This is a genomic window from Paenibacillus amylolyticus, from assembly GCF_036894225.1.
GTDB classification, from domain to species: domain Bacteria; phylum Bacillota; class Bacilli; order Paenibacillales; family Paenibacillaceae; genus Paenibacillus; species Paenibacillus amylolyticus.
In genome coordinates, this window is record NZ_CP145892.1 from 6,376,772 (window position 1) to 6,396,044 (window position 19,273).

Annotated in this window: 17 protein-coding genes; all 17 read right to left on the bottom strand. The window is 48.0% G+C overall.

The annotated features are described in order from the left end of the window. Positions 1–274 precede the first annotated feature (274 nt). The 17 genes from V6668_RS28060 to V6668_RS28140 all read right to left on the bottom strand — a co-directional run bounded on the left by V6668_RS28060 (position 275) and on the right by V6668_RS28140 (position 19,100). A complete protein-coding gene (locus V6668_RS28060; RefSeq protein WP_338707220.1) occupies positions 275–1,882 on the bottom strand; it encodes a DEAD/DEAH box helicase in 1,608 nt (535 codons plus the stop codon). Positions 1,883–3,293: 1,411 nt separating this feature from the next. Beyond that, the gene (locus V6668_RS28065) at positions 3,294–4,745 is read right to left on the bottom strand and encodes a SulP family inorganic anion transporter (protein WP_338707221.1); all 1,452 of its coding nucleotides are present in this window, start codon (positions 4,743–4,745) and stop codon (positions 3,294–3,296) included. A gap of 511 nt (positions 4,746–5,256) precedes the next feature. Then, a complete protein-coding gene (locus tag V6668_RS28070; protein ID WP_076319280.1) occupies positions 5,257–6,927 on the bottom strand; it encodes an ABC1 kinase family protein in 1,671 nt (556 codons plus the stop codon). Further along, positions 6,928–7,308, bottom strand: a complete 381-nt coding sequence (locus V6668_RS28075; RefSeq protein ID WP_036612779.1) for a phasin family protein — start codon at positions 7,306–7,308, stop codon at positions 6,928–6,930. A 72-nt stretch (positions 7,309–7,380) separates the two neighbouring features. Continuing rightward, entirely contained in the window at positions 7,381–8,019 is a 639-nt protein-coding gene (locus V6668_RS28080; RefSeq protein ID WP_036612782.1) for a ThuA domain-containing protein, read from the bottom strand. 43 nt (positions 8,020–8,062) lie between these two features. Next, positions 8,063–8,785: an SDR family oxidoreductase gene (locus V6668_RS28085; protein ID WP_235193706.1), complete on the bottom strand. Its 723-nt coding sequence runs from the start codon at positions 8,783–8,785 to the stop codon at positions 8,063–8,065. 178 nt (positions 8,786–8,963) lie between these two features. Then, entirely contained in the window at positions 8,964–10,463 is a 1,500-nt protein-coding gene (locus tag V6668_RS28090) for a cobyrinate a,c-diamide synthase (protein WP_338707222.1), read from the bottom strand. Between the two features lie 205 nt (positions 10,464–10,668). Further along, entirely contained in the window at positions 10,669–11,499 is an 831-nt protein-coding gene (locus tag V6668_RS28095; protein ID WP_338707223.1) for a uroporphyrinogen-III synthase, read from the bottom strand. A 130-nt stretch (positions 11,500–11,629) separates the two neighbouring features. Then, complete coding sequence (locus tag V6668_RS28100) at positions 11,630–12,832, bottom strand: endospore germination permease (RefSeq protein WP_338707224.1); 1,203 nt, start codon at positions 12,830–12,832, stop codon at positions 11,630–11,632. A gap of 57 nt (positions 12,833–12,889) precedes the next feature. Continuing rightward, positions 12,890–13,111 (bottom strand): hypothetical protein, encoded by a 222-nt coding sequence (locus tag V6668_RS28105; protein WP_100528318.1) that lies wholly within the window; start codon positions 13,109–13,111, stop codon positions 12,890–12,892. Continuing rightward, positions 13,104–14,303: a Ger(x)C family spore germination protein gene (locus V6668_RS28110; protein ID WP_100528317.1), complete on the bottom strand. Its 1,200-nt coding sequence runs from the start codon at positions 14,301–14,303 to the stop codon at positions 13,104–13,106. The genes V6668_RS28105 and V6668_RS28110 overlap by 8 nt, the downstream gene beginning before the upstream one ends. A 4-nt stretch (positions 14,304–14,307) precedes the next feature. Continuing rightward, positions 14,308–15,903 carry a spore germination protein gene (locus V6668_RS28115; protein WP_100528316.1) on the bottom strand — a complete coding sequence of 532 codons (1,596 nt, stop codon included), beginning with the start codon at positions 15,901–15,903 and terminating at the stop codon, positions 14,308–14,310. A 174-nt stretch (positions 15,904–16,077) separates the two neighbouring features. Continuing rightward, positions 16,078–16,413 carry a hypothetical protein gene (locus V6668_RS28120; RefSeq protein WP_036667838.1) on the bottom strand — a complete coding sequence of 112 codons (336 nt, stop codon included), beginning with the start codon at positions 16,411–16,413 and terminating at the stop codon, positions 16,078–16,080. 44 nt (positions 16,414–16,457) lie between these two features. Then, a complete protein-coding gene (locus V6668_RS28125) occupies positions 16,458–17,159 on the bottom strand; it encodes a pirin family protein (RefSeq protein WP_100528315.1) in 702 nt (233 codons plus the stop codon). 198 nt (positions 17,160–17,357) lie between these two features. Then, on the bottom strand, positions 17,358–17,771 hold the full coding sequence (locus V6668_RS28130) for a DoxX family protein (protein WP_100528505.1): 414 nt from the start codon (positions 17,769–17,771) through the stop codon (positions 17,358–17,360). A gap of 50 nt (positions 17,772–17,821) precedes the next feature. Further along, entirely contained in the window at positions 17,822–18,682 is an 861-nt protein-coding gene (locus V6668_RS28135) for a M56 family metallopeptidase (protein WP_338707225.1), read from the bottom strand. 1 nt (position 18,683) lies between these two features. Continuing rightward, a complete protein-coding gene (locus tag V6668_RS28140; RefSeq protein ID WP_017691824.1) occupies positions 18,684–19,100 on the bottom strand; it encodes a BlaI/MecI/CopY family transcriptional regulator in 417 nt (138 codons plus the stop codon). Positions 19,101–19,273 lie beyond the last annotated feature (173 nt).

Sequence of the window (19,273 nt, forward strand, 5' to 3'; positions counted from 1 at the left end):
CACGAAAAAAAGAAAAACTAGATGGGGAATATCTAAAAGGCATCTTCCATGGACCAAGCAGGCGCGCAAACAGGCACTCGCAGATGACAAAAAGAATAAGCGGAAATGATCATCTGTCCTGGTGAAAAAGGGCCGCGACGTGGTTCCGTCGCGACCCTTGATCTGAGGGTTCGGTACATCTGTACCCGAACCCTCTCATATGTGCCATGCCAAACCCTGTGGCATGGCATGGTGCCTGCGCAATTGCGGCTGCATCGCCGCTTGCGCCAAGGCTTTACCGTCCGCGACGAGAATCGCGACGGTCGCCCTTCGCCGGTCCGCGTCCTGCGGATTCCGGACGGCGAGAGCCTTCGCTGCTGCGCCCGGAGGTGCGCTTGTCGGCACTACGGCCAGCCCAGCCGCTGCTAGTTGCACCGCGTCCGCCTTGGCCCGCTGCACCGCGACTGCTGTCGCTGCTGCGCGCGGAACCACGACCTGCGCTGCGCTCGTCGCCACTGCGACCCGCACCGCGTCCACCTTGACCTGCTGCACCGCGACTGCTGTCGCTGCTGCGGCCACCGCTACGACCACCACTGCGTCCGCCTTCACTGCGGCCACCTTCGCCACCGCGGGAACCACGCCCCCCACGTCCGCCATCTCTGCGATCGTTACGGCCTGCACCGCGACGGGCACTACCAGTTCCGGAAGAGCGTCCGCCTGAACGTTCGTCATCCCCTTGACTGTTGATGGAACGTCTAGCTGCTCCAGTTGAAGCAATTGGACCTTCGCTTGTCCACTGGATACGGGACAGCTTCTGGTCGATCCCTTGTTCAATACGTGCTAGTTCCGGTCTGTCGTGCTCTGTTGCAAACGTTACAGCAAGACCTGTACCGCCTGCACGGCCCGTACGACCAATCCGGTGAATATAACTTTCCGCATCATGCGGCATATCGTAGTTAAATACATGCGTAACACCTTCAACATCAAGTCCACGTGCAGCTACATCTGTAGCAACCAGCACTTGCAGTTTGGCATCGCGGAATGCTTTCATTACGTTCTCACGCTTGGATTGGGACAGATCTCCATGAAGTTCATCACTTGCATAACCTGCTTCACGCAGATCTTGGTTCAGCTTGGATGCACGACGTTTGGTCCGACAGAAAATAATCGCCAAGTATGGGCGATACGTATCAATCATGCCGCGAAGCGCTTCTAATTTACCACGATCCGTACATTCCAGCACTTGCTGGCGAATTTGTTTGATCGGGATAACAGATTGGGAAGATACTTTTACATCTTCCGGATCTTTCATGTAGGTCTTCGCCAGGTTGCGAATGCCCTTAGGCATCGTTGCTGAGAACAGCATGGTCTGACGTTTATGTGGTAGCTCGCTAAGAATCGTCTCCACATCGTCCAGGAAGCCCATGTGCAACATTTGGTCGGCTTCATCCAGCACCAGTTTTTTCACATTATCCAGCTTCAACGTGCCACGGCGCAGGTGATCCAGCAGACGACCCGGTGTACCAATAACGATCTGGGTACCGTTCTGCAATTTACGCAGTTGTTTGTCCACATCCTGCCCACCGTATACGGCAAGCACGTGCAGTTTATCGTCGTTAGCAGTAAGCTTCTTCGCTTCTTCCGTAATTTGCAGCGCAAGCTCACGCGTAGGCGCGATAATCAGCGCTTGCGGAGAACGGTCGGATACGTTAATTTTCTGAATAATCGGCAGCAAAAATGCCAGCGTTTTCCCTGTTCCTGTCTGTGCCTCGGCGATAATATCGCGTCCACCCAGCAGTACCGGAATCGAACGCTCCTGTACCGGAGTCGGCACGGCGATGCCCTGATGTTTCAGGATCTCGCACCATTCCGGGCGAATGCCCAGTTGTTCAAAGTTTGCCAATCGTTACACCTCTGTATATTCATTTAGATAAGTCCATTTCATAATGACTTCTGTATCAGTATCTGCCATCAAGACTAGTTTTCCTTAGTTCAATCATGATTATGAAATGAATTTTTTAAAAAGCAATCCACTCGTTGCTCTTCTTCTCCATACCCTGTAGTTTACACGTTAGTCAAGCAAAACAAAAGGGGATACAGCGTTACACCCCTAACTTGTAGCACAGAATTCCAAGATCAGCGTAACTTGTATCGACCAAGTGAGTTTGAGGTTGGTTTTTGAGAGTAACTCCAGAACCACCTCTGAGAATGATGATGAGTGGAACAAGCTAAGTTGTTAGCTCGAACTATGACTTTGACTCTGTGTATTGGTTGAGGATTGAACTGCACATGTTCAGGCGGAGGGCATAGCGGGGTATATTGTCTAATGGTACTTTTTGAGAAGGATGTAATGGATCGTGATGTTCATAACCCAAGATCGTTTAGTAATATTGTTGAGATTGAGATAACTGCTATAATTCTATAAATTGTTGTGAAGATCATCCTGAAACAGATCAAAAGGAAGCTATTTCGCAAAAGTTTCAGGAATTGAAAGGTACCTTACATAGCTCTGTACATTGAGATCAAGATTCAAGATTTCTCGCGGTTCGAAAATAGCTCTCACGCTGAACCCCCCACTTACCACTAATTCTAACGAATCCAGGACACCCTATTACGCCAATTAAAGCCGTTTGGATTTTCTAACGAACTCCAGTCACCTTATTACTCGAAAATACCTGCGAAACGGCATCAGTATATGTGGAATCAGCAAAATAAGATGTCTAAGATTCGTTAAAATAACGAAAACATGAAATAACCCCATATAAGACGTGCCAGGTTCGTTAGAATTTACACATAGGGAAGGACACAAGCATTAACACAGTAACATCAGCTACAGCAATAACAACATTTACTAGAACCAGAACACCAACTACAAATACTAGAACTAGGAACAACAACCAGCACTACCTATACTTCTACTAGAACTATTACTACAACTGCTACTACAACTACAACTTCTACTTCTACTTCTACTACCACTACCACCATTAGAACTACTACTTCTTCTTCTTCGTTCTTTTTCTGTTCTCTTCTTCACTGTACACACCACACACTCTAATAAAAACAACGACGCCCTCTCCCCAATTTATTTTAGGAAAAAGTGCGCCGCTGATAAAAAGTATCTTTTTATGTTATCTACTACATAGGGCTGTCGCATGTCTGCTCAACACTACTTTAGGACAGTAGCCCTTCATAACTTCAATGCTTGTTTAGATCCTTAATTCCAGATTTACTAAACCGTTCATTTTTCACCTTGTCTGCGTAACTACGTTCAGACAATGCACCTTTGGACAACAACCTTCGTTGCAACCAAGTTACGAACCGTGCCCTCCAGCTGTAGCAAATCCACTCCGTTCAAGAATGCGAGTGCTCTCTTCGTTTAACCCGCGCAGGTGCACGGTTTTGCCAAGCTTCGCGTATTTGAACTTCACTTTGCCGATAGCCACAACCGCAGTGTTATCCCAGATATGTGAACCTCCGAAATCAATCGTGATCTCCTTCGGATCGGCCTCTGCATCGAACTCATCCACGAATCGGGACGAAGAACCGAAGAAGAACGGTCCGTGAACCCAATAAACTTTCTGCCCTTGCGCTTGGCTCGCCTGTACACGAATCTTGGTCTGTTTCCAGCCAAAATGCAGCACACTGAGCACAACGCCGACCATGACCCCGATCGACAGATCGTGGGTATAGACCACAATCGCTACCGTCACGATCATGACAAAGGCTTCCGCGCGCGGCACGCGAGCAATATTTTTGATAGAACTCCAGTCGAATGTTCCGATACACACCATAAACATTACACCGACGAGCGCCCCCATCGGTACCTGTTTCACCACACCGCTAAACAGCAGCAACAGGATCGCGAGAAACGCACCCGCAGTAAACGTAGACAATCTTCCACGTCCGCCAGACTTCACATTAATGACCGACTGCCCAATCATTGCACAGCCGCCCATGCCGCCAAACAAACCGTTCACAAAATTCGCGATACCCTGACCACGCACTTCACGGTTCTTGCTGCTCTTGGTCTCGGTCATCTCATCCACGATGGTTGCGGTCAGCAAGGATTCCAGCAAACCAACCAGTGCCATGGTGAATGAATAAGGTAGCAGAATCATCAGCGTGTCCCAAGTCCACGCAATATTTGGCAAGTGGAACATCGGCAGAGTGCTCGTTATATTCCCCATGTCGCCGACTGTTCTTACGTCGAGATGAAACACCAAGGTAATAATCGTCATCACGATAATCGCAATCAGTGGAGCTGGAACGCCTTTGAAAAACCGTGGCAAAATATAAACGATCGCCAGCGTGCCCGCTACCATTGCATACATGATCCAGTTCGCTCCCGTGAAGTGGGTTAACTGTGCCATAAAGATCAATATAGCCAGTGCATTCACGAATCCAGTCAGTACCGAATGAGGCACAAACGTAATAAACCGTCCAACCTTAAATATGCCCAGTAGAAACTGGATAATGCCCGTCAAAATCGTCGCCGCAAAAAGATATTCCACGCCATAATCCTTGACGAGTCCAACCATCAGTACCGCCATGGCACCTGTTGCCGCCGAGATCATGCCTGGTCTTCCACCAGCAATCGAGATCACAATCGCAATCGTAATCGAAGCGTATAATCCGACCATTGGATCAACACCTGCAATGATGGAGAATGCAATGGCTTCCGGAATTAACGCCAGCGCTACCGTAATGCCTGCCAGCACGTCTCCGCGAATGTTGCCAAACCATTGTTGTTTTAAAGTATTCATATGTTCTTGCCGTTCCTCCTACGTGTATTCCTTATAATGGACAATCTTACTGAAGAGTAACGGAAGCCGTTCACACTAACCAACTACCCAGGACAGCACAAAACAACGGATTCCTCTCCGCATCATTCATATGCTCTTGCCTGAGCTGCATCATTATCCATCTGTGTAATCTTGACGGGTTAATGCACTCATGTCTTTTCCGTTCCAGTGTGTACCGCTGGTGTTACGTTACTGCCTTCAGTTGTCTTACTCCTGCGACATCAGGAGCTGATCCTGATGCCAATAGGTTTTCCCCTCTCAGAAAAACCGGGTCCGTTAATGTACTGACCTATTATTATAGTCACAGGACTGGATATGTACTAATACAGTTATGGCGAAAAAATAGAACCTTTTCTTCTATTATCTTAATCTTTCTATAATTTACTCACCAATTCTCTATTCACAAAAATAACCCGCAAAGATCCTTTGGCAAAAGTCTCTTTACGGGTTTTCTTTTAATGTCATGCTATTGCTAGAATCTTCCTGATTTGAATATCGAATAGAGCAGGAAAGCCACCATCAGAATCGCCACCAGGAAACCAATCTCAATGACCGGAATATCCCACAGCATCGTGGATTGATGACTGATCGACGAACCGATAATCAAACCAACCATGATGATACAAAAAGCGAGTAACACAATACTGAAAGACAGCCGATTGCTGATCTGGTCCATTCGACGCATGAGTGCATCCAGTTCAGGAACACTGATCTCCAGCCTCAGCTTGCCTTTGCTAATAATGGATGATAACTGCCTTAATTGCCCTGGCAACCCAATGACACTCTCAGCCATATCAGCTGCACTACGGAACAACCGATTCTTGATTCTTCCGGCGCTAAAACGTTCCTTGATCAGCTTCCGGCCAAAGGGCTCGGCCATATCTACGATGCTTAGGGAAGGATCGAGATGTTCGATGACACCTTCCATTGTCAGCAACGATTTACCGAGCAGCAGAATATCGGCAGGCATCACAACTCGGTGCCTCTGGGCTACGCCGAATAAATCATTCAATGCCTGACCCACACTAATCTTGGAAAAGGGAATATCGTAATATTTGCTACGCAACTTGTCCAAATCCACATGAAGACCACGCAGGTCCATGTCATCTGGCATCATGCCGAGTTTCTCAATCGCCCGGATCATACTGTCGGTATCTTTGCGCATTAACCCAATAATAAGCGAAGCGAGCTGTTGTTTCATCTCATCACTCAGACTGCCCACCATACCGAAGTCTATAAAAGCAAGACGTCCATCCTTTAATACCATCAGGTTGCCCGGATGTGGGTCAGCGTGAAAGAATCCCTGAATAAAGATCTGATTCAATAATGAATCCACCAACCGCTCGGCAATGTTATTCAGATCATGACCACGTCTGACCAGTTCTTCACGATCATTGAGCTTGATACCTTCGATATACTCCATAGTAAGCACACGGGACGAAGTCTGATCCCAGTAGATTGTCGGGATTTTCACCTTGTTGTCCTGTTGGTACTGCTGTGCAATCTTTTCCGTATTGCGGCCTTCGACTGTATAATCCAGCTCGGCCATCAACGCCTGAGCATATTCTTCGACCATTTGCGGAATCTGATATTGCTTCACCCAGTCCCAGCGCTTCTCCGCCATGGCTGTCAGCTCACGCAAAATATCCAGGTCACGTTGCACAATACGCGATATGCCCGGCCGCTGAATCTTGATGGCTACCAATTCACCGCTTTGAAGTTTGCCCAGATGCACCTGTCCAATGCTGGCCGCAGCTACAGGGGTATCCTCGAACCGGGAAAAGATCTCCTCCAGCGGTGTATCCAATTCCTGTTCCAAAATACCCCGTGCCGTCTCGGAAGAGAACGGCGGGACCTGATCCTGTAACTTCACCAGCTCACGAATGACAGACTCAGGCAACAGATCTGCCCTTGTGCTTGCGAGTTGCCCCAGCTTAACGAAAGCTGGCCCCAGCTCCTGCAGCACAAGCCTAATACGTTCACTCAGCGTTTTGGTGGTGTGTGCTTCACGCGACATCCACCGTCTGGGCAGAGCCAGCAACTGGAACAAACCCAGCTCCTCGACCATATAACCGAAGCCATGACGCACTAGCGCCATGGCAATTTCACGGTATCTGCCGACATGTTTGATTCGCACTGCCATCTACTCGATCTCGTTTCCTTTGAGAGGAGGAGGAACTTCAAGTGGAGCTGGGGATTCATCAGGTTGAAGCTGTGGTGAGTGGCCCAGTTCGGCAAGTTTTTTCTCCAGAACGGCAACGCGCTGTTCCAGACTGGTTACATCACTTTCGGATGCCACACCAGCTTCCTGAAGCACACGCTTGACCTGTTCTTGAATCACTCTCTTGAACTGGCCTTGCTCTTCATCGCCCCGTTCCAGTAGACGTTCAACCAAAGCTTTGGATTCACCGGGCGCAAGTTCCCCGCGCTTGACCAAATCATCCACGGTTTTCTCAATTTTTTCTTTGCTTACGACAGTAAGACCAAGCCCTAACGAGATCGCCTTTTTGAACAAATCGCTCATTTTTGTCATCCTCCTCTTCGTTGATCTCTATATTATACCCCTTATACTCTGCATGCAAAAATGTCAGTCCGATCAGACGTAACGCGCAGCCCATTTGCCTGCTTGCAGAAGTAACTTCCGGTACGTTTCGTGTGCAAAAGACGGCACATGGTGACCCGGCATCAGATAAACAATACGCCCAACACCATATCGATGAGCCCAAACCGCAGGCTTTGGTCCTTCTTCGGATTGATATTCAAGCAATATTTTCGTTTCGGCAAAAGAACCAAATTCGAACTGATAAGGCTCTTCTTCCATTGTGAAATTCGAGATGCCCTCCGTCACGGGATGGCTTTCCGCCGTTACAGTGAATTCAAGCGGTGTATACGCCGGATGATGCAGGAACTTGGCACCGATCATCTGTTTGAGCTCATAACGATTTTGGAGCGAAATGCCGTTATGTATAATGACCAGTCCCCCCCCATTACTTACATAGGACAACAAACCTGCTGTCTGCTGTGGAGAGACTTTACCCTTCCAATCGTCCATGTATGAGATACATACATCAAACCCGGTTATATTTTCTTGCAGCAGCATATTCCGATTCTCACTGCACTGCACAGTCATAGTATCATGGAAAATTCGGCTTATCTCCGCATCCACCCCCTGAAGCGGGTGCCAATCCGGATGTGTATAATCGCCAAGTAGTAATGCTTTTTTACGATGATCCATTCAATTAATCTCCTTTCTTGTTCACCTCACTGTATAAAACCAACTACCAGGGGAGCTTCTCTCCCTTGTAGTCCACATATGCGGGCTGATCTCCTTTAAACTGTTCATGGCGGTCGATAAGTACTGCGATATGCTGTGCAGATTGCTCGGGCGTGAGATCCGCAGCAACATCCAATTCGCCCCTCATATAACTCTGTACCCAACCGGGATGCACAAGCATCACTTGTCCGCCTTCATCCTTCAGACCATTGTGCACAAGACGGGCCTGCATGTTCAAAGCAGCTTTGGACATACAATAGGCATACCACCCATCCCGACTGCATTGTTCTATACTTCCAGCCTCGGAAGAGATATCAACAATCAGCTTGACCTGTCCTTGAAGAAGGAGGGGCAACAGGGAATGAGTCACACGCAGTGTGCCTAAGGTGTTCACATTAAATACTTCAGCCATCTCCGCCATATTCAACGGCCCGCGGATATGATCCGTAATACTTCCTAGTATAGCCGCATTATTGATCAGCATATCCAGATGATTCGTATCCAGCTTCAATGTCTCCGTGAACAGAGCTACCGACAGGTCGTCCGCGATATCCAGTTCGATGGCGCGCAGATGGTCAGGATATCCTTCTGCAAGCATACGAATCCCCTCGGAATCTTCCACGTCCAGACCGGCCGCATACACGAGATACCCTCTCTTCAGCATCTGTGCCGTCAAAGCCAATCCCAATCCCCGAGCAGCTCCCGTTACACATACGGTTCTCATCATGATGTCCCTCCCTCGCATAATGATTCTGTCTTTTATTCATTCCACATATTCATCTGAAAACCTTTAATTCAGAATAGGATTGCCAACTTCACGACCAAAGACTCAGGAGGTAAAAGCGAGATTAGAGCCATTTTGCTTATTGAATTCAGCTATCTATTTGAGCTATAAATAGCTGTTATTATCTCTGCATATCTCGCTCCTGCCGATAGGCTAAACAATGTTCCACCCATCTTCGAGCAGCTGCCGGATAAGAGCCCAGATGAACGTGCGTATACCCCGCCACGATGTTGCCTGCGGCATATCCCTCTTGCTTCAAGCCACGCATCCCCTTGGTCTCATACGCATAAGGAATCGTTTCTTCATCACGATAGGTCATTGTCGAATAATGAAATTCATGACCCCGAAGTACTTCACCCTTTTTCAGCAAAAAGGAATCCCGAACGCTACTTGCTTCACGGTAGCCAAGCGCAGCGCGCTTCTTCTGCATCTGCACCTGTGCGGGGATAATGCCCGCCATATCGAAGGTGACACCCTCACGGTCGGTCAACGTTTCTCCAAGTACCATGTAACCACCACACTCGGCAAATAAAGGCATGTTGGATTGTGCTGCCTGTCGAAGCCCTTCCAAGAACCCTTGGTTACCGGCAATCTCTGCTGCAAATTCTTCAGGAAATCCTCCACCCAAATAGATGCCATCCACATCTGTTGGAATACCTTCACCAGCGAGCGGACTGAAGTATTGTAATCGTGCCCCGGCCGCTTCGAGCAATTCCAGATTATCGGGATAATAGAAATTAAATGCGGCATCGCGCGCAACGGCAATGACAGGCTGCATCACATATGATACATGTCGATTATTAACGTGGATCACTGAATTGGAATGTAGATCGTAATTCGAGCCAGATTCAGCATTAGCCGAATCAGCGTGGGCAGTAGTCGCAGGACTCAATTCTTCTGTATTCAAAGGCGGGGCGCTTGTCGCCAGATCCAGCAGAAGATCCAGATCGGTGCCTTCCATCAGCACATCGGCAGCCCGCTGAAATAATGGCTCCAGTTCACCGCGCTCAATGGCAGGTACCAGCCCCAGATGTCTCTCGGGGATGGACATGTCTTCATCCCGCTTCAGCCAGCCAACCACAGGAATGTCGCACATCTGCTCAATGGCTTTTTTCACAATGGTATAATGGCCCGCACTTCCACACCGGTTGACGATCACTCCGGCAATATGTAATTCAGGCTCCAACTGTTGAAAACCTAGTACAATCGCGGCCGCACTGCGAGCCATGCTGCGTACGTCCACAACCAGGATCACAGGAGTCTGGGTCACTAGAGCAATCTCTGCAGTTGAGCCTGTATTGCTGAGCGGATCTTTGCCATCGTAGAGGCCCATTACGCCTTCAATAATGGAAATATCGTGTCCCGCCGATGCCTTCTCGAACGTATCTCTCACATACTCAGGCGATGTCATCCATGCATCCAGATTAAGTGACGGTCTCCCCGTGACGGCGGTATGGTATGTCGGATCAATATAGTCCGGGCCGCATTTGAACCCCTGTACACTCAAGCCACGCTGAGCGAGTGCCCTCATTAGCCCCAAGGTTACTGTCGTTTTCCCTGCACCACTTCCGGTGCCTGCAATGATCAGTCGGGGTCTGGCATTACGATCTGCAATGGTCATCGTCATTTCCACCTTTTCTTCGAGATAAGAAAAGCTTCTAATCGAAGCACTATCAAGGATGTACATTCGTATTTTAGTTATAACGTATACATTCTATAACTAAACAAAACCGCATCATATAGCGATGCGGTTAAGCTTAATGCACACCCTTTATTCATGAAGCGACGCCAAAAGCTTTTTGTCGAACTGATCTAAAAGCAGGCCACTAATCTCTAATCTTGGCCGCACGCCCTGCTGCAAAGTAACGTCCAAGCTCAACGATGAGTGCTCCCATCTTCTCTTCCTCCGGAATAACCAGTGCCTCAATGCCTTCTTCACGCATGGAGTTTGCGGTAACTTTACCTACAGACGCAGGAATTACACCTTGTCTGAAGGCTGCAAGCAACGGCTCAAGCTTGTCCTGGGAGGCCGCATATTGCGTCAGAAATCTAACCTGCGGTCCACTTGTGAATGCAACAGCATCTACTTCGAACTTTAGAATCTCATTTAATAACTGTTCCAACTCTGCCTCTTCTGGCGGTACATGGCGGTATGGAAGCACTTGTCTGACGATTGCACCTTGTTCTTCCAACCATGCAACGAGTTTGGGAGCTGTCTCCCCATGAAGCTGCAACATAACCTTTTTCTCTGCGAGATCATGTGGAGCGAATTCTCGAATGAGACCGTCCGTGCTACCGTCATCATCTCGTACCAGCGGTGTTAACTTGCGCTTTTTGAGCGCATTAACCGTCTTGTATCCCCTTGCCGCAATTGAGGATTCCGATAACACATCCAACAATTGGCCTGCCACTTCCATATCCTCAGCCATTTCAAATAATGCATCCAATCCCATACCCGTAGTTAACACCGCCCAGTCTGGCGGGTCTGAGATCCAGGATACCAGCCCATCCCTGATACTCCGATCATCCAGGAATACGGTCCCCTGTGCCGGTCGCACAAGCGGGATTCCACCCATTTTTTCAACCAGTATGGACATTTCTTTCGATTTTCGTGGTCCTGTCAATGCTACACGCACACCTGCCAAATGTTGAGCCATTCATGTTCCCCCCGTTAGTTCAGCCGAATGTTCATCAGTCTGACTACAGTATACAGGGTACTTCTGTGGAGGGAAACTGTACTTTCCCTCTTTTTGCCCGTTCATCTATAAGGATTTTTGATGGGATGTATCAGGAAGGCTGGAGTTCTCCACCGTGAGAATCCTGCCTTCTTTTCTCTCCGTTCTTCTCCGAATCAGAGGATTCTTGTCCCTGCTCATGCTTCTCTTTCTTTGATTGGTCTCCCGATCTCTGTTGGGTAGATTCTTTTTTATCCTTTTTGCGAGGACGAAGGAACAGAAACAGCACGAGAGGGAACAGTACTTCAAAAACAATGGCGATCCATGTCCATTCCCGAGTAAAGCGATTGAGCTGAATGGCATTTCGGAAGAACCAGAATGCACAGACAAATCCGACGAGGGCAATCGGGCCTGTCAATACCTTTCCCGATACGTTCGGAATCATTCGCTTCAATCCCCAGCAGACAAAGTACAGGTCAAAAGCAATCTTCGTGATCATCGTAGGCAAAGTCGCTGCTGCCAGTGCCAAGTCAAATCGGTCCAGAAAGTCACTAATTTGCAGCTGTCTTGCAAGCTCGTAGGAAGGGTATACCAGTCTTGAAGCAATCGGAACGCCAATAGAAGTGATGGTTTCCACAACAATCAGCATCATGAGCAGTGCCGAGAGGATAATTCCCCCCAGGGCAGACTTAAAACGAAAATCACTACCCTTGATTACAAAGGGCAATGCAATCATCTCGCCATAAAATGAAAATATGTACCAACTCCCTTTACCTACGCCTGCAACATCGACATGAAAATACGGCATCAGGTTGTCCATGTCGACTTGTTGAATGAGCATGAAAGGTACAATTACCGAGTTCAACAGGAACAAAGTGACGTACAATTCCGTCATTCCAATCAAGGAGCCCAGTCCGCCCCGAACGATAAAAACGCCCATAATCATCAGTGACATTACAATGATAGAGATCGGTGTTGTCTCCAGCAATGTGATACTGATATAGTCACCTGTTAACCGAATATCTCTTGCAAACACAAAGAAAAAAAACATAATGTACAGAAACGCCATTAATCTTCCCAGTAAGGGGAATCTTCCGATGAGCGACTCGAACAGATCCTTCTCAGGAAATCGCCGCTGAACCCGGCTCAACATCCACATGGATGCAAGCATCACTACGACTACAGGTATATACGAGAGATAAGCATGTTGTTCCGCATAGTAGATAGCTTGCGCGTGTGGCTGAATTAACGTACCTGAAACACTGAGCAGCAGCACGAGCAGGATCATCTGACGGTGTGTCACTCTCTGATTCATGATATACCTCCTTTCCCTCTCGTGATCCCGCAAACTTAATGCGTCCTGTCCATAAACCTAGGGCAGTGGCAGTAAACGCTGGATAACGTGGCTTATCCATACCGACACAAATAAGGTTTTGCTTAGATTAGTGACATAGAACCAAATGCCTGTACCTACTGCTATCAAACTATAGGATAGCCAGCGATTAATGGCAGCTGCCTGTTTCAAATGTCTGAAATCCATCAAGATGACCACGATTGCCATGGCCAGGTAGGTAAATAAGAGTGGTTTAATCATGTACAACTTCCTCCTCTACAACGCCGATTGGTTTATTACTCACCCCAACGTTTTCAATAAGGACATGGGGGGTAACCGTCACCTCAACTTCAGGGTATATGTCATCCCAACGATCCTTCATCGTGTCCCACTTGGCCGGCAGATGTTGATGAATGGATCGACCAATTCCAAGGATGTCCGCATGGTATTTTCCCTGAACCAATCGGACACCTTCCTCGATATCCAATTTTATTTTCTCGTGAATGGCTTCATGTAACTTCAGAATCTCATTCTCACGCCGGTCACCATAATTGGATTCGTTATCTACGAGAACTCCCTTGGCATATAATTCAATATTCACGGTGACCTTGTCAGCCTTGATACTGGGATGTAGTGAAGCGTTGTTCTCGTTCAACTTGATGAACATATTTCCATCTCCGCCAGGAGCTTTAACCATAATCTCCGGCGCATTGGCCTCGCCCATAGCAAGAATGAGCGCATCGGCTGGAGCTTTGTCGATCATGCCAACCAGCTTATCTTTCTTGAAAATGGCCAACCCATCCAGCTTGATGTTTGTTTTGGCGTCCTTCCACCCTTTTGGAACATTGCTCACTTTCGAAGCGACCGGCAGGAATGGATCGACACCTTCACTCAGAATGGCATCTATAAACGTTTTAAGTGAACGTGGATTCCGCATATTGAGGAAGCACAGTTCCCGCACCATCTCGGATGGAAACTTCTCTATAGGTGCATCCGTATCCATGACCTCATATGCTGCACCTTTTGTGACCACTGGCAATGCAGAGAATCGGTTCAGCGGATACCGCGTAAACAGATCAAGCATGGAGGCCACGCCATCCCGGGCAAGCTCCTCACCAATAAGCATCGTACGGCGATGCGCATAATAGATTGTTCGTGAGAGTTCCTTTTGACCTTCAATAGACGTACCATGCAATGATTTGGCTGTATTGGATAACATGAACCAGGATTTATCCCCACTCGTGCCGCCTCCGCCTCCCTCACTACCGGAAGAACCGGATTGTCCCGGCAGAGCAATCTGAAGACTGGATCTGTAATTGTCCCCCTCCTTATCAACAGCAATACCAATCACAAAGGCAACATCATTAATCTCCTTACGATCCCAGCAACCTGAAATAAAAGTGGTACATAACAACAGTGCTATCACTGCCCGGTACTTATATATGAACTGCATGGGTTCACCACCCTTCCTCAGCTTCAGGGGAACCGTTGATCTTTTCGGTCATCCGTTTCTGATCCCGATGTACCGTAGAAGGACGATTAATCATTTTCCACCATGGCACACGAATGAGAATGTCTTTGGTATCTGTTTTACTGTACGGGCTAAGACCAGAGAGATATGGGACACCGAACGAAGTCATCTGTGTCAGATGGACCGAGATCAGGACCAAGCCGATGACGATGCCGTATAATCCAAGCATACCTGCCAGTAACATGATCGGAAATCGGAGCAGACGCACCGTAATCGCGAAGTTAAATCGCGGGATCGTGAAGGAAGCTATTCCTGTCATGGATACGATAATAACCATCGGTGCGGATACAATCCCCGCTTGAACTGCGGCCTGTCCGATCACGAGTGCACCGAGGATACTGACAGCCTGACCCACTGTCTTGGGTAACCTGACCCCCGCTTCCCGGAGAGCTTCGAACGATAGCTCCATGATGAGAGCTTCGACCAGTGCCGGAAAAGGAATAGCTTCCCGTGCCCCCGCGATACTCAGTATCAATGTGGTTGGCAGCATGTCCTGATGAAATGTCGTAATAGCGATGTATAGGGCTGGCAGAAATAACGCAATGGCTACGAACAAAAAGCGAATCCAGCGCAACAGATTACTGATAAAGAATCGCTCGTAATAATCCTCGCTGGCTTGCAGCATCTGCCACATCGTGACTGGAGCAATCAGCGCAAAGGGGGTTCCATCTACCATAATGGAAAAGCGTCCCTCCAACAGATTGCCTGCAACGGTATCCGGCCGCTCCGAGTAGTGCATCTGAGGAAAAGGGGAATACGGATGATCTTCAATCAATTCCTCGATATAACCCGTCTCCAGGATGCCATCAATATTGATTTTTTCCAGACGTTTCTTGACATCTTGAATCGTTTTTGGATCGGCAATACCTTCCAGGTAGGTCAATACAATATCTGTCTTGGTGTCTGTTCCAAGGGTCATACTCACCATCTTGAGCGCAGGTGTTTTCAGCTTGAACCGCAATAAGGCCGTATTCACACGGAGCGTTTCGGTAAATCCCTCCCGCGGTCCCCGAATGACGGATTCTGTCTGCGGTTCCTCCACACCACGTCTGACGCCACCTTTGACATTGAACATCCAGGCTTTGTTACTTCCATCGACCACCAGAAGGGCAGAGGATGCCAGCACCCCTTCTGTCGCAGCAGCCCAGGTATCCACTCGCTTCACCTGTGTTAGCTCAACGGTTGTATCATCCAGTGGGACATCAGGTTCATCTGTTCGCTGCTGCACCAGCCCTCGAATAATCGGACGCAGCATGTGTTCCTGGATATCAGCCGAATTAACAATGCCTTCAATATAGACCAGAAGTCCTTTCACTTCAGGCGTAATCATGACGTTGCGAAAAACCACATCCGAGCATTCGGAGAATATCTCCTTTACCGCCTTAATCTGAGTTTCATGTACTGCACTAATCGGCTGCCGAAGAAAAGGCGGGGACGGCAGTCCCAAAGGAATATGTTTTTTTTCTTCTGAAGCTCGTCCCGGTTGTCGGGACTTGTCTTTCCCAGATGTTTTGTCTGCCATATGCCGCCCCTCCGTTCTTGTTTTTATACAAGGTAGCTTGTGCCAGACAGCAGGGAATTATGTGGTCTTTTTTGCAAAATTACGATTAAATTCTCTGAGTTTTCAGACAGCAAAAAGGCCTCTGTATTTAACAGAGACCTCTGGGATGTTCCAAGTTCTATAGTTACTTATAGGTTAATCCGCAAAATAATCTTCAGGCACATAACGAATCTCCGACTTCGCATAGATGCTTAGCGTGTGACTCTCCCTGTCGTATACTACCCGTTCACCATCTACGTAGTACCAGTGTTTCAAAAGGGGCTGATCCTTGCGTTGGACGAATCGAAATACGTTCAGTTCCTGTCTAAGCTCCATAATCTGTTCCACAATCTGCTCGTCCAGACCCGTAACGGTAAATATGAAACCTGTACCCTCCTGTTGGAACCGATAGGACAGCGAATCTGTTTTGCTATTAGCTAATCCTCGCCCGGTCACCGCATGTTTGACCATAAACCATTCCTGTTGCGCCATACGTGTATATCCTCCTTCATCTTGGAGTTCATTTCATCAGCCATCTACGGCAAATCAATAATCATATAGAACGTATCTTCGTTTCCTTGCAGTTCGATTGAATCTTGCTGTTCCACACGAGCCGTGTCGCCTTCGTTCAACAGGTACTCTCCATCCAATCCCAGCTTGCCTTCGATGGAGAAAATGTACATTCGGCGGCCTGCATCCTGATTAAAGGTTAACGTTTCGTCTTTGGCTAATCGGCCAAGGTAGATCGTCATATCCTGATGAATGGTCGCAACTCTTGGTCCCCCATCTGGGGTTACAATCGGCACGAGTGCTCCTGCCAATGCCGCTGGATCAAATGATGTCGTCTCATAGGAGGGCTCCAACCCTTTTGTCTGTGGCATGAACCAGAGCTGAAGCAAACGTACTTCTTCGGTATCGGATGCATTATGTTCGGTATGAATCATGCCACTGCCTGCTGACATCCGCTGGATACCGCCAAAACCTGTAACGGCTACATTCCCAAGGTTATCTTCATGTCGCAACTTGCCGTTCAGTACGATCGATACAATCTCCATATCACTATGCGGGTGAGCCCCAAAACCGCGACCAGGCGCGATCACATCGTCGTTCGCTACCCGCATCGGTCCAAACGCCGTATTCTCCGGGTCTTGGTATTCTCCGAAAGAAAAGCTGTGACTACCACGGAGCCAGCCTCGATCGAAGCTGGAGCGGGCATCGGATGGAATGACGTTAATCATAAAATGCATCCTCCTTATTTTTTCTTAGTTGCATACTTATTCTCATTGTAACAAACCTCAGGCATGTCGTCCAAACGAAAAAAGTTCTCTACTGATCAGCCCGGTTCGCAAATCAATTCCCGAACCGGCCTGGCCAATAAAGAACCTCGTTACAGGACTCATCCTGCACTTCATTATTTTTAGCAATCGTTAGTCAATTCAAGCACTCACATTCTGGCGAGCATTCCCCTGTCTGGAGAACAGATAATCCACGGCCAGGAGGCGGCTTCCTGTGAAGAGCAGTGTCAGGGAACCCGCAAGCAGCAGGTAATCTAACTCGGTACCACTCAGGAACGGCTCACCCACTTTGGCTGTAAACAGAACGCCAACCATCACGATGGCAAACAGGGCAGCAAACACACGTGTTCCCAGACCCAGAATCATCGCTGCACCACCTACCAACTCAATGATGGCTACAACGGATGCAAGAAATCCGGGAATACCAATACTTTCGAAAAAACCTACCGTACCGCTGATTCCACCTTCGAATTTACTCCAGCCGTGCAATACAAAGATCAAACCGATCATAATCCTTGAGAAAAGTAATCCAATCTCTACACTTTTATTATTCATGTTCATCTTCCTTCCTCATTATATTCGACTTCACATTTAGCCCAATTAATCTATCCGATGGACCAAACAAACAAGATAGACAGCAATAGAAAAACAGTAGCCGACATCAGAACAGCATAACGTGGCAACCTCAGCGTCACGTCCTGATCCGGGTCCAGCAGACGTGAAATGCGGACATTCACCGACGTATCCGCAAATGAGGATTGAACGGTCAGTTCTTTGGCCCCCCAAGGTTCAGGACAAGCACGGAGCAGCTTGAGCAAAGCACTGCCAATGCCTGCCACATTGCCTGTACGCTCTATGGCCTCATTGTCTGCCAGAATTTCTCTAACAATATTGTAATGTTTCGAAGTATGCTTCAATACAGGAATATACGGCATCATGATTGCAAATACCGATAACAGTGTTGTCTTCAGTGGGTCACGGTGCCACAGATGATGAACTTCGTGGTACACAACTGCAGTCTCCTCTTCTGCATCCAGCATCGTCAGAAGTCCCGTGGAAAGTACGATACAAGGTCTCCATAAACCAATTGTAAATGCAACCGGAGAATGCTTGTCCACCACAATGAATCCCGGCTGTCCGAGATGGTGATACTTGGACTCCAGTTCACGAGACAATGCACGCACTTCCATGGAGCGAAGTTTACGTACGGCTGCTCTGGTTTTCATCATACGCACCATTAACAACCAACCTGTTCCCGCAAATGTCAGCAATACCAGTGCCAGCAGGAAATGTCCCACGGATAACCATCCCAGTCGACTCATCCAATGATTGCAGAGCCAGAGCAGGTTAAACGGGATATCCCAGCCAAAAATTTTGTACATCGCGTACATGAACATCTGCATGAACACGAGTAGCGGAATGCCAAACCCGACGGTAAACAAAAGTTTCGAGCGGGTCTTCCACATCTTAATCGCTATCCTTTTTCCATTGTTTGATCTTCTGTTCCAAGCGTTCAATCAGACCCGCATCTGCTTCGTCCAGCGCATCCAGCATATGATTCAATGCCAAAGCTCCGAATTCATCCACCAACTCATGTGACAGTTCCTTGGATTGGTCGTTCATAAACTCCTCCTTGCTCTGTACCGGTTGGTACAAAGATGTTCTGCCCTTTTGTGACTTTCCGAGAAGTCCCTTGTCTACGAGCCGGTTCATCACGGTCATGACTGTATTAAAATTGACGTCTTTGTCTTGTTCAAGTGCGGTCTGCACTTCACGGATGCTGCTGCCAGGACGAGCCCATAAAATGTCCATGATCTTGGCCTCCAGCGGACCAAAAAATCGGTTGAGCCCACGCTCACCCACTTTGAAATTGTGTATTCTCATTTTCTGACACCCCTCACACTACCCATTGTAGTGCCATCAAATGAGAAGTCAACCTCTATGTCAGCTATTTTATGTAAATGATTTGTAAATTTGTTTTCCATTTCAGTAAAAAAGGCCAAAGACCGGGAGTTCCGCACGTTCGCGGTTCTGCCCGGTCTTCAACGAATATTAGT

Excerpts from the sequence above, each read along its gene's own strand:
- V6668_RS28065 (WP_338707221.1), bottom strand. The coding sequence starts at position 4,745 with ATGAATACTTTAAAACAACAATGGTTTGGCAACATTCGCGGAGACGTG.
- V6668_RS28070 (WP_076319280.1), bottom strand. The coding sequence starts at position 6,927 with ATGGCAGTGCGAATCAAACATGTCGGCAGATACCGTGAAATTGCCATG.
- V6668_RS28075 (WP_036612779.1), bottom strand. The coding sequence starts at position 7,308 with ATGAGCGATTTGTTCAAAAAGGCGATCTCGTTAGGGCTTGGTCTTACT.
- V6668_RS28080 (WP_036612782.1), bottom strand. The coding sequence starts at position 8,019 with ATGGATCATCGTAAAAAAGCATTACTACTTGGCGATTATACACATCCG.
- V6668_RS28085 (WP_235193706.1), bottom strand. The coding sequence starts at position 8,785 with ATGATGAGAACCGTATGTGTAACGGGAGCTGCTCGGGGATTGGGATTG.
- V6668_RS28090 (WP_338707222.1), bottom strand. The coding sequence starts at position 10,463 with ATGACCATTGCAGATCGTAATGCCAGACCCCGACTGATCATTGCAGGC.
- V6668_RS28095 (WP_338707223.1), bottom strand. The coding sequence starts at position 11,499 with ATGGCTCAACATTTGGCAGGTGTGCGTGTAGCATTGACAGGACCACGA.
- V6668_RS28100 (WP_338707224.1), bottom strand. The coding sequence starts at position 12,832 with ATGAATCAGAGAGTGACACACCGTCAGATGATCCTGCTCGTGCTGCTG.
- V6668_RS28105 (WP_100528318.1), bottom strand. The coding sequence starts at position 13,111 with ATGATTAAACCACTCTTATTTACCTACCTGGCCATGGCAATCGTGGTC.
- V6668_RS28110 (WP_100528317.1), bottom strand. The coding sequence starts at position 14,303 with ATGCAGTTCATATATAAGTACCGGGCAGTGATAGCACTGTTGTTATGT.
- V6668_RS28115 (WP_100528316.1), bottom strand. The coding sequence starts at position 15,903 with ATGGCAGACAAAACATCTGGGAAAGACAAGTCCCGACAACCGGGACGA.
- V6668_RS28120 (WP_036667838.1), bottom strand. The coding sequence starts at position 16,413 with ATGGCGCAACAGGAATGGTTTATGGTCAAACATGCGGTGACCGGGCGA.
- V6668_RS28125 (WP_100528315.1), bottom strand. The coding sequence starts at position 17,159 with ATGATTAACGTCATTCCATCCGATGCCCGCTCCAGCTTCGATCGAGGC.
- V6668_RS28130 (WP_100528505.1), bottom strand. The coding sequence starts at position 17,771 with ATGAATAATAAAAGTGTAGAGATTGGATTACTTTTCTCAAGGATTATG.
- V6668_RS28135 (WP_338707225.1), bottom strand. The coding sequence starts at position 18,682 with ATGTGGAAGACCCGCTCGAAACTTTTGTTTACCGTCGGGTTTGGCATT.
- V6668_RS28140 (WP_017691824.1), bottom strand. The coding sequence starts at position 19,100 with ATGAGAATACACAATTTCAAAGTGGGTGAGCGTGGGCTCAACCGATTT.